11 protein-coding genes are annotated in these 10047 nt (G+C 40.9%); 9 read left to right on the forward strand and 2 right to left on the reverse strand.

What is annotated here, in order from left to right:
- The first annotated feature begins 345 nt into the window (after nucleotides 1–345).
- Both ACTXGO_RS06225 and ACTXGO_RS06230 read left to right on the forward strand, forming a co-directional pair.
- A complete protein-coding gene (locus ACTXGO_RS06225) occupies nucleotides 346–570 on the forward strand; it encodes a helix-turn-helix domain-containing protein (protein ID WP_057758779.1) in 225 nt (74 codons plus the stop codon).
- A gap of 155 nt (nucleotides 571–725) precedes the next feature.
- On the forward strand, nucleotides 726–1001 hold the full coding sequence (locus ACTXGO_RS06230) for a hypothetical protein (RefSeq protein WP_201608773.1): 276 nt from the start codon (nucleotides 726–728) through the stop codon (nucleotides 999–1001).
- Nucleotides 1002–1189: 188 nt separating this feature from the next.
- Here ACTXGO_RS06230 and ACTXGO_RS06235 read toward each other — a convergent pair whose 3' ends face one another.
- Together ACTXGO_RS06235 and ACTXGO_RS06240 are read right to left on the reverse strand one after the other, a co-directional pair.
- Nucleotides 1190–2146 (reverse strand): hypothetical protein, encoded by a 957-nt coding sequence (locus ACTXGO_RS06235; RefSeq protein ID WP_443543613.1) that lies wholly within the window; start codon nucleotides 2144–2146, stop codon nucleotides 1190–1192.
- Nucleotides 2147–2176: 30 nt separating this feature from the next.
- Complete coding sequence (locus ACTXGO_RS06240; protein WP_443543611.1) at nucleotides 2177–4813, reverse strand: MobA/MobL family protein; 2637 nt, start codon at nucleotides 4811–4813, stop codon at nucleotides 2177–2179.
- Between the two features lie 262 nt (nucleotides 4814–5075).
- Between ACTXGO_RS06240 and ACTXGO_RS06245 the strand changes: the two genes are divergently transcribed.
- From ACTXGO_RS06245 to ACTXGO_RS06275, 7 genes are all read left to right on the forward strand, one after another.
- Complete coding sequence (locus ACTXGO_RS06245) at nucleotides 5076–5417, forward strand: hypothetical protein (RefSeq protein WP_114701936.1); 342 nt, start codon at nucleotides 5076–5078, stop codon at nucleotides 5415–5417.
- 204 nt (nucleotides 5418–5621) lie between these two features.
- Nucleotides 5622–5792 carry a hypothetical protein gene (locus tag ACTXGO_RS06250; RefSeq protein WP_162799535.1) on the forward strand — a complete coding sequence of 57 codons (171 nt, stop codon included), beginning with the start codon at nucleotides 5622–5624 and terminating at the stop codon, nucleotides 5790–5792.
- A 327-nt stretch (nucleotides 5793–6119) separates the two neighbouring features.
- Nucleotides 6120–7076 carry a replication initiation protein gene (locus ACTXGO_RS06255; RefSeq protein ID WP_058368520.1) on the forward strand — a complete coding sequence of 319 codons (957 nt, stop codon included), beginning with the start codon at nucleotides 6120–6122 and terminating at the stop codon, nucleotides 7074–7076.
- 83 nt (nucleotides 7077–7159) lie between these two features.
- Nucleotides 7160–7387 (forward strand): type II toxin-antitoxin system RelB/DinJ family antitoxin, encoded by a 228-nt coding sequence (locus ACTXGO_RS06260; protein ID WP_114701935.1) that lies wholly within the window; start codon nucleotides 7160–7162, stop codon nucleotides 7385–7387.
- Between the two features lie 18 nt (nucleotides 7388–7405).
- Nucleotides 7406–7669 carry a BrnT family toxin gene (locus tag ACTXGO_RS06265; protein WP_226949371.1) on the forward strand — a complete coding sequence of 88 codons (264 nt, stop codon included), beginning with the start codon at nucleotides 7406–7408 and terminating at the stop codon, nucleotides 7667–7669.
- A complete protein-coding gene (locus tag ACTXGO_RS06270) occupies nucleotides 7656–7820 on the forward strand; it encodes a hypothetical protein (RefSeq protein ID WP_156410068.1) in 165 nt (54 codons plus the stop codon). The genes ACTXGO_RS06265 and ACTXGO_RS06270 overlap by 14 nt, the downstream gene beginning before the upstream one ends.
- A 258-nt stretch (nucleotides 7821–8078) precedes the next feature.
- Nucleotides 8079–9080, forward strand: coding sequence for a DNA-binding protein (locus ACTXGO_RS06275; protein WP_114701934.1), 1002 nt, complete (start codon nucleotides 8079–8081; stop codon nucleotides 9078–9080).
- Nucleotides 9081–10047: the final 967 nt, after the last annotated feature.

Raw genomic sequence — 10047 nt, forward strand, 5'->3', positions numbered from 1 at the left:
GTATTTGAGTATTTGAGTATTTGAGTATTTGAGTATTTGAGTATTTGAGTATTTGAGTATTTGAGTATTTGAGTATTATTAAGACTTTACTCAATAGTTAGATGAATAGCAACATTTTTAAAAAATAACTATATCTTTGATATCGACTGAATTTCTATGTGAATAATATTCATAAAACTGCATAAATTTGTCAAAGACTGAGATGCCCCAGTAAACTGACTGCTAACATATAAAGTGTAGCTATCAAGTATCAATATGAGCTACTAAAAGCAATACTTTAGCCGCTCATATTCGTTATAATCCGCTCACCAATCAAAAACCACTAATATGAATGAGGGAACCACTATGGTGAAGTGTCACTTATCGACCATCATGGGTGAAAGACGCCTTAAAATTGCCGATATCTCAAGAGATACTGGCATCAATCGTGGCACCATTACTCGCATGTATCATGAAGAAGCCACCCGCGTTGATCTAGATGTCATCGAGTCTTTATGTACTTATCTTAGAATCAATGTTGGTGATTTATACGAAATCATAAATGAGGACAGCAGTGAGTCACCAGCATAAATAACGTTGTCATGAGCTGTGATTGTCTTTAAACGAATAAAAAGACCTACAGAAGGTTATTTTCTCTTGCAATAGATTAAAATATAGGTATAATTTGACCTGTAGTAAGTCATTTTATTTATTATATGTATATAATGGTCTATAGGAGAATACCAATGAATAACAATCTATCTCGGCTCAATAGCTGCACATGGTTTAGTGAACAGACTAAAACGTTAGCCTCTCAGCTGTTATTAAGCTTACAAATACAGCAAGGCGTACAGCTGGCAACCCTACTTGGTGTTGACCCCATTCTTTATAATGATGAAGCGGTTTATGTCTGGGTGCAACGACAGCTAGATGACGGTCTTATCGTTGACGATTATGCGTTAAGCACCCTTGAAACTGCTTTTATAGAGTTGGTCACAGCTCACACTAACCAAGCAGCGTAATGGCTTTAGCTTATATTTACAAACCTCTTGTTTAACAAGAAACAATAACCCTTAAAGCCAGATAAAGTGTCATTATCTGGCTTTTTGATATAGACAAAGATAACGACAATCAAACAAGCCTGTTTTCAGTCTTATATGTCTCAGAAGACGCACTTTTGGGCAATATGGCTTACTATTACCATATGCCTTTACTCAGTCGGCTCTGCACGCGGCACCCCAGCTATTTTATAATAAACAAAGCCTCTCTCATCTCTCAAAACACTCTTACTGTCTGCTCTAACGCACCAGCTGATTGCATCAGGCTGCGCTTCATTAACATCACAAGCCAAAATAATCTGCTGACTTTGAGCGTTATCAAATGCCTGCTTCCACCCCGTTTCAAGCTCATCGATGCCGCGCTGTAGCTCTGCTTGCTGGTATCTCATCTCTGCAATCTCATCAAAGCTTGGCACATACCAAAATACCAGGGCCACCAAACTTATTATCACAGCCATCGTACCCGCTGCGACAACGGCTGCAATCCTTTTAATACTCATAGTCTCAATGGACTTATAAATTTTGTCCAAGTCTTTACTAGCTCTAGCCTCGACCTGCTCAATCCGCGTTTTGGTGGTGGTCTCAAAGGTCTCAATATCTTCAATAATCTGCTTATGACCAGCTTGGTACTGATTGGTGAATAGGGCTAGATTGTCCGCGCTTGCGCTAAGTTTATCAGCAACTCCTTGCATGGTACTGATTTGTACCTCTATGCTATCGTTTTTAGCAGTGACGACCGACTCTACAGCCGTATCAATCTGCTGTTTCATATCGGTGATGATGCCCGCTATTTTGTCATCATAACGACGCGGCATATCATTGTCAGTAAAAGCAGTCACTGCCGCTTGTAGCTGCTTTAACACGAGTTCTTGATACTGACTCAATGCCTGCGAAGTCGTGCTTGCGCTACTACCTAATTCTTCAATGGCAGAAGACACCTCATTCACCTTGCTATCAATACCGCTAAGCGAACGCTCAAGCCGCCTCGCTACCGCATCATCGGCTCGCTTAATCAGCTCACGCAAGGCCCCAATGACCGGAGTCAATGAAGTCACTAGGTTAACAAGTTGATCGTGTATGTCTTGCTCAGTGCGGTCATTTTTATTCATAGTAAGTACTCATTATTGTAATCATCACAACTAAAATGGGCGTGGTGACGAGTAATGGCGCGCTTTTTCTTGAATAGCCTTGTCTATATCCAGCACTTGTGCGGCCAAGATTTGCGCTAAATTTTGCGTGCCCACGCGGATGTCAGGAACCTGCTCAAAACGCTCATTAAGCGCGTTTATAGTATCAATTTTATGACGGTCGCTAGGAAGCGTGCCGAGCGCTTGTAATAGTGTCTGTACCGATGTATCTCTGTCTATCGTCACCCGTTCTGCATCCGTGTCTCGCAAACGCTTTTGCAACGCGGTGACGTTATCAGTATGCTGAAGCGTTTTTAAAACGAGGGCCTCAGCAGCTAACTTTTCAGCCACCTCTATCACAGTGGCAGTAGTATCAATCGCTTTAAAGTCGATCTTATCAATACGGTCTTTAACCCGTACCAGCATATTATCAAACCTGCTCTGATACGCCTTGACTTCTGCCTGTCGGGTACGCGCAAGGGCAGTAGCATCTTGCTCTTTTTGTTGTTTTTCTTGCCGCCGCTTCTCTGCTTCCTCTCGTGCACGCTCAGCCTTTTTCTTAAGCTCTGCTTGCTCATGTGCTTTGTTGAGCTGGTACTGAAGCCTCATCGTACGGTTGCGCCAGTCATCAAGCCGATCTGCGTTCAATTGAGTGGTCTTGGTACGGGTAATCTCATCGTATAAGTCATCATCTTGCACAATCACCGCTTCACTTTGATCAAGAAGGGCAATACGCTGCTCATAAAACGGCGATAGGCGCTGATAGGTTTTTTGACTGGTATTGATTTGCAGCTTTAATTGTTTGATGTCTTCATTATTGGCGGTTTTAAATGTCTTTACATCAGATACAAGCATCTTCAAACGTGCCTCAGCGGTATCATCTATCTCTACCGCTTTAAGAGCACGCAGCGCCTCACGCTCTTGCTCAAGCGCTTTAAAGCGCTCAACATCCAGATCTGCAAATGCGGCAAACTTATGATAAGTGTCCATGTTATTGGTGACGTCTATATCTTGTAGATCCGAAAACGCTTGATCCCACTGTAAGGATAAGTCGGATTTTTCAATATCAATCTCATCAAGAGCTTTAAAGCCAGTCGCCAGTTTATTCAGCTTTGCGGCAAAGGGTTTTAGCGTGGCCTTCAACCCTTTGTAGTCAGCAATGACTTCATTATTAAGCGGGATCAGCTTTTTTAAAACCGTTTTATTGTTCAGCACCATTTTATCAATCTGTGACAGCTGCTCTTCAAGACGGCTAACAGCGCGGCCTGTTTGTAGGGTATCATCTTGTCTAAACTCCTCAACCAACGCTAAAGCCGCCTTTAGTGCCTCACTTTGCTCTTTTGTGCTTATCTGCCTGGCAAGCTCAATCATTTTTTGGCGGGGCTCACTAAAATCCTGTCCCACCTCCTCGGTGAACCGCTGGGTACTCTTAATGTTTTTATCAATGGTAATAATCTGTTTAGACTGGTGCGCTAACTCTTCATGCAGCGCATCAATGGTTGAAAATAAGGCGCTGCGTACCATCTTTTTTTGACTCACAAAGTTGGCTGAGATTGCTAAAAGCTCATCAAGTGCGTGATCATTGGCCGCATCACTATGCGTCTGACTGTTATTTTTAGGAATAGCGGGTTCAAGTTTAGCGGCAGGATCTACAAAGCGGATGTTACTGAGCTCAATTCGCGCAAAGGGTTTACGCTTTTTATAATGTATTGTGACGCCGTTAACCTCTTGTTCATTGCTTTCTAGGTCAATACGTCCCTTGTCGTCGTACTCAATTACTAAACCATTTTTTTCAATGTAAGCATTGATCTCATCAATCGTCTCGTTGTACTCGTGAATCACTGAACGATTGCCTTTGAGAATATCCTTATATAGTGATTTACCCAGTTTCATTTTTGGTAAACGACTGATGCCCAGCTCACGGTAAGATTTCTCACTAATGGTTTTATTCTCAGGCAGTAGCTCATTGGCCATATCCGCCCAAAGGGTGCGTTGATATTTAAGCTCATCGCCGCGCCCGTTTAACCCCTTAGATAAACGCTCCTCCGTTGACCACTGCAACCAATTCTTGCGTGCTGATAAAGCATAACCCTCAACATCCGCTACTATCTCACGGCTTGAGAGTAAAATATGGGCATGAAAGTTACGACTGGTCAGCTCAACCACTTCAACCTCCCCCACATGTTTCTCGTGACTGTGTGGCCGATGAATGGCTACATCGACAAGCACGTTATAGCGATCAGATAAGGTTTGAGCGTAGCGCTCGGCCAAAACTATACGCTGATCAGCGGTGATCCCATCAGGAAACATCACATCAATCTCAGTACCCAATTGGGCGTTTTTACGAGTCTCAATGCGTTCGATATCATTCCAAAAACCCTCACGTGTCACGGCTAGATCCCCAGCAAGCGTTGGCGTTATCAACGCCGTATGCATTACATTTTTCTCAATAACTTGAGTGTATTTAGTACCATCACTGTCCACTAAATTTAAGATTTTGTCTTTAGCTTTACTGGTGTAATCGTGGACGACTCCTGACTGTTCATCAACCAGTTTTGAGCCAGAATTATAAGCCGACTTTGCCACCACGCTATGATTTTTCGCCTTACTAACGGCGCTAACCGACAAATGGAACCCTTTATTATTCATAGCAAAAAAACCCAATATTGAGAGATGATTTTTTGGGGGTTGTAGGGGGTTCGCCCCCTGCCGAACGACGGAGTTTATGTAAAAAAATAGTACCCCTTGTGGGTCTTTTTTACATAAACTCCTAAGTTCGCTCTTAACAGAGGGTTAAAATACTACTGCGCCCACGAAACGATGTGGTCTTGTGTATTTTACTACCTTGCATACCTATGTATGTACTGCTAGGATCAACTCTATCATAGTTGGCTAAAAAAAGGATGGGGTAATGTCAGTAATATCAGATGATTTATTTGCAAATAAGATTAAGCAATTACAGGCTCTTAAAAAAGAGATTGATCAGGACAGGCTTGAAGCACATAAAATATTGGGGGAGTGGTTGGCCAACGCATTAGACGATGATGATAATCATGAACTGCAAGCTATTTTTTTAGACGCACACGATAATGAAAAATATGTCCGTTTGAAAAAGCACCGTGAGTTTTTAAAGTCAATTGCTCATAAGATGCAAGGTGAGGCTAAGATGGTATCAAGCAGTTTTACTTCACATGAAGACAATCAAGATAGTGAGTACGGTTCATTGTTTGATGACGATTCAGCAGCTCAATAACTGTTACTGTTAGCAATAGCCTATTCATCAGTACAACTGAATCGTCTTCTAATTAGCGAAATGCTAGAAGACGATTTTTAGCTGTTTTAAGCGTTTTAAAATAGCTTTAGCTACCATCGTATCGAACAGAGCGTAGAACGCATATAAGAGTATTTTTTATGCGTTTTAGCAATGCTTTAAGATGTGTTTACAGAGGTGTCGATAATGACTATTGAAAATGAAGACAAGTTATCTACAAAAAATGAGACTGATACTGAGAGTATGAAAACAGCGTTGGCCAGAATGACAGATGAAGACATTCAAAATATCTTTGACCGTGCTTTTGAAGATTTTCAAAGATCAAAGCTTAATCCGAACTATGAGAATAAAGATTGATACCGAGTAAATTGACCATAGCGTTTTGAGCTACTGAACAGTTCTATAAGTGATTGGTCGCTCATATTATCATCTCAAATCCGTCAGTTCTTGAGCTTTTTTCCTATTATTTAATATAAAAACATATTTTTTACTTTTAAAGATTTTTAAAGACTTTTAGGAAGCTCTCAGACCTTACCAGTTAAGGGCTTCAAGATCTATAAAGCTACAATCAGCTAGGTTAATGCTACAATCAGCTAGGTTAAAAGCTACAATCAGCTAGGTTAAAAGCTACAATCAGCAGGTATTATGCTACAATTAGATAGATTTGAGTATTAAGGCGTAGATATGACTAACCAAGTTGGTTTATATGAGAAGAAATACCCTGCAAATTGGGTTGTTATGCAAAATCGTATTCTACAAGCGTTTTATGAAATGACACTTGATGAAAAACGGTTGCTGTTGCTTGCTAGTTCAGTAGTGCGTTTGATAGATGCCACTGAAAAAGACACTATAGAGATAACCGCGAAAGCATTTGCAGAGGCTTGCAACATTCAAGTGGATTCTGCTTATACTCAATTAAAAGATGCTAGTGAAACGATGATGAGGCGATTTTTTAGCTATAGAAATGAACGCGGTAGCCGTGTCAATGTACAGTGGGTCATCAGATCAATATATGAAGATGGCTATGTGTCTCTATGTTTTACAGATGAAGTGCTACTGATGTTGAAGGTTTTTGATGAAAATAATCCATTCACTAAATATAAAAAAGAAGATGTACTTAAACTGAAGGGTGAATATTCAATAGATATATACCATCTGGCCAAAAAACATGAGGCAATGAGCTCGTGGACAATGTCACTTGAAGAAATTAGAGAGGAGCTAGCTCTTTCTAAATCTTACGAACGTATTAACAACCTAAAAAGTCGAGTCATCAACCCAAGCGTTGAAGAAATAACAGAAAAGTCAGATATTAAAATCACCTATGAAAACGTCAAACGTGGTCGTACCGTCACAGGACTAAAATTTAATGTAAAAGCTAAGCCCACCAAGAAAAAAAGTCTGGAGGACTTAAATCAGAATAATGAGAATAGAGATATACCATCCTTAACAGTCAAACAGATCGACCGTTTTGCGCCTCTATTGGCTAACTATGCCCCATTTGGTAGCTATGCGCCTTCAGGAAAAAGTACCCAAGAAGTGATCAGCTGGTTACACACTCAATTAAGAGATGAAGCTTTTTTAAAGACCCATAAAAAGCATTTGCTGGCGGTAGGTTATACGTTCCCTAAGCAAAAATCATAGCAAAGAAAAAAGAGTGATTAATCTGGTACTGTCTATACAAATGGTTTATATTATATGTACACAGATAAGCCATTTGTAATGCCATGACGACAACTAATTATAATATCAGGCTCGATCAAGAGCTAAAAGAAAATGCTTTTGCCGTGTTTGAAAGCTATGGTCTAACGCCGTCTCAAGCGATTAAATTGTTCTTGACCCAAGTGGCGCAAACCAATCAAGTACCGCTATCTTTTGAATACCAGAAAGTAACAGCTGTCAGTCAAGATGAATTGCTAATCTATAAAGAGCATACTGACAGAGAGAACAGATAAGTATTAGATTTGAATGGGATGAACAAAAAAAACACCAATCAGCGTAAGCACCGTTTATTATTTGAGGCAGCCGCCCGAGTTTTTCTAGACCTTTTATGCCTGCGTCAGCAAGACAGGTATGAAAATGATGAAAAGCAGTGGCAAGCGCTGGGTACAGTAGACGGTACCGCCGTCCTATTGGTAGCCCATACGCAAACAGAAATAGATAATGGTGAGGTTATACGCATTATCTCAGCTAGACGTGTCAAAAAAATGAAAGGGAGCCAGTGTGAACAAAGTTAGTTATCAAATAGACGAGCTACCACCACTAACGGCCAAGCAACAAGTAGATTTAGAGCATTTAGCAACGCTTAATGATGACGACATTGATCTATCAGACATTCCAGAAGTCACCGACTGGTCAGGTGTTAGCCGTGGCAGTATTAAACCATAAGCGTTCTTTACTGAGGCCAGTATCATTGCCAAATTTAAGGATAAAACCAAGCAAACAGGCGCTAATCATTAATAAATGATAGTAATGCGCTAGAAGAGTACTTAACTGATCGTTAGCCCTAATCTAATGATTGTGACCTCAAGATTACTTGAGGTTTTTTTAAGCCTTATATTGTAGTATGTTGTATATTGTATTATACTATATAAAAAATACTACAAACGCTACATATTTACTCATACAAAATTAAGGACAATAATTATGGCCATTACTACACAGCAAATTCATGCTATTGCTGATCAACTGCACGAACAAGGTATCAAACCTACTTTAGCCGAAGTGCGTAAGGCGCTGGGTGGTGGATCATTCACGACCATCAGTGAAGCTATGAAGTCTTGGCGTCAGGATAACCAACAAGAAGAGCAGCTAAGACAGGTTGAGCTACCAAGTGGTATCACTGAACGCTTACAAACGCTTGGTGCGGATATGTGGCAGACGGCCATTGATATTGCCAATGATCGTCTGGTTAAAGAACGGGAGGCTCTAGAGAGTATTAAGGCCAAGTCGCAAGCTGAGACAGATGAAGCTCAAGAAGCGGTTAAGACCCTAGAGAGTGAGCAGGCTGATTTGTTAGAACAGCTCGATGAGGTCACAGCAACTGCAGAGGCAACGGCTATCACCGCGGCTCAAGTGACTGCTGAACGGGATGTGCTGACACAGACACTCAGCGATACTCAGCACCAGCTAGAACTTGAACGAGCTAAAACAGTGGCAGCTCAGGCCCAACTTGGTGACCTGCGTAGCAGTTTTGATCAGCAATCAAAAGAGCTGAGTGCCAACATATCGAAGGTGGCCACGCTTGAAGCCACTGCTAATAGCGATAAAGCAGAGATCGCGCGTCTGCAAACAGAACTGACAGCAACTAAGGATGAGCTAAAGACAGTCGTTATTGAGCGCAACGAGATAACGAATCTTACAGCAGAAGTGAAAGGAGAGTTAAAGGCCATAATCGCTGAACGTGATAAGTTATCAGGGATTAATGAGCAGCTTACTCAAAAGCAAGCTAAGATTGAAGCAGATCATCAGCTACTGATTAAGCAACACGACACGTTAAATCATGAGAGAACTTTGCTTAGTACTGAGCACACTGCATTGAGTGAGCAGTATGATGAGCTTTCAATTAACTATCAATCAGAACAGGAAAAGAGTAGCTCATTGACTGCAGAGATTGAAAAGATGCGAGAGACAATTAACAATAAATAAGTCAATCCCGTTCTATTCACACTAAGCTTATGAATCCACCATGACAATATCGACTCACTGAATAAATGATGGTTGTATAATAAATATTCTAAATTTTTCTCTGAACTCTCATAGTATATAGCCTAGTGGGCTATATACTACTTAAATTAGCCTAAGTGAATTTATGCTGATTTTGGAGCCTTGAGCAGATTTCAAGGAACACTCACCCTAAAGCAATTATGAGTATAATAAAAATACTCACAAACACTTTAGTGCATTCCTTGAATTTGATGTGATTAGTCATGCCGACTTCATCGCCCATCGCGTCATCAAGACCGTATCACTGTATCAAGCTACGGCTGTTATGATTACGGCTGATAGCACCGCCTAGACACGCTCATAACCGCTACTGTGCTGTCATACGCTAGCAAGGGCGTTCGCCCAATATACCGCTACGATATGCACAAGTAACCACTCATTGCGTTGCTCTGATCCTTTGTCTAGTCACCCCTGTAGGGAGCTCACCCTTATGTCAAACGCAGTCGTCACCGAGGCCTGCCACCCATTTGACGGGTAACGGGTACAGAGAGAGCAGCACGAAAATGTAACGAGCGAACAAGCAGTTTTTAAAATGTATAGCAAATAGAGTTGATATGAAAGCAGATTTTGGATAAAATGCACCTATACGGGCATTTAATGCTGTTCAAATAACGCAGTCTGTGTGCTTATTTGTTCGTTACAGGGTGCGTCAACACACTGTAACCGTTATCTACATTTAAAACTAAATGCCTCTGGGAGTCAACTCCCAGAGGCATTTTTTTATTTGTCATACAGATTAGGTTTTTAATATCTGATTCTTCGTTAGATTGCTTAGGCTTTTCTTGTCGTCATTTAGCGTAAGCATTTCAATTATTTTGAAGTTAGCACTTAGTACATCCTCACAAGACGTTAAGTTTCTGACAATACTGGGATAGTTTACTATGAAGAC

The sequence above is a fragment of the Psychrobacter sp. T6-1 genome (assembly GCF_052258445.1).

Bases quoted from the DNA above. Each gene is read 5' to 3' on its own strand.
- ACTXGO_RS06225 (WP_057758779.1), top strand. From the start codon at position 346: ATGGTGAAGTGTCACTTATCGACCATCATGGGTGAAAGACGCCTTAAA.
- ACTXGO_RS06230 (WP_201608773.1), top strand. From the start codon at position 726: ATGAATAACAATCTATCTCGGCTCAATAGCTGCACATGGTTTAGTGAA.
- ACTXGO_RS06235 (WP_443543613.1), bottom strand. From the start codon at position 2,146: ATGAATAAAAATGACCGCACTGAGCAAGACATACACGATCAACTTGTT.
- ACTXGO_RS06240 (WP_443543611.1), bottom strand. From the start codon at position 4,813: ATGAATAATAAAGGGTTCCATTTGTCGGTTAGCGCCGTTAGTAAGGCG.
- ACTXGO_RS06245 (WP_114701936.1), top strand. From the start codon at position 5,076: ATGTCAGTAATATCAGATGATTTATTTGCAAATAAGATTAAGCAATTA.
- ACTXGO_RS06250 (WP_162799535.1), top strand. From the start codon at position 5,622: ATGACTATTGAAAATGAAGACAAGTTATCTACAAAAAATGAGACTGAT.
- ACTXGO_RS06255 (WP_058368520.1), top strand. From the start codon at position 6,120: ATGACTAACCAAGTTGGTTTATATGAGAAGAAATACCCTGCAAATTGG.
- ACTXGO_RS06260 (WP_114701935.1), top strand. From the start codon at position 7,160: ATGACGACAACTAATTATAATATCAGGCTCGATCAAGAGCTAAAAGAA.
- ACTXGO_RS06265 (WP_226949371.1), top strand. From the start codon at position 7,406: ATGAACAAAAAAAACACCAATCAGCGTAAGCACCGTTTATTATTTGAG.
- ACTXGO_RS06275 (WP_114701934.1), top strand. From the start codon at position 8,079: ATGGCCATTACTACACAGCAAATTCATGCTATTGCTGATCAACTGCAC.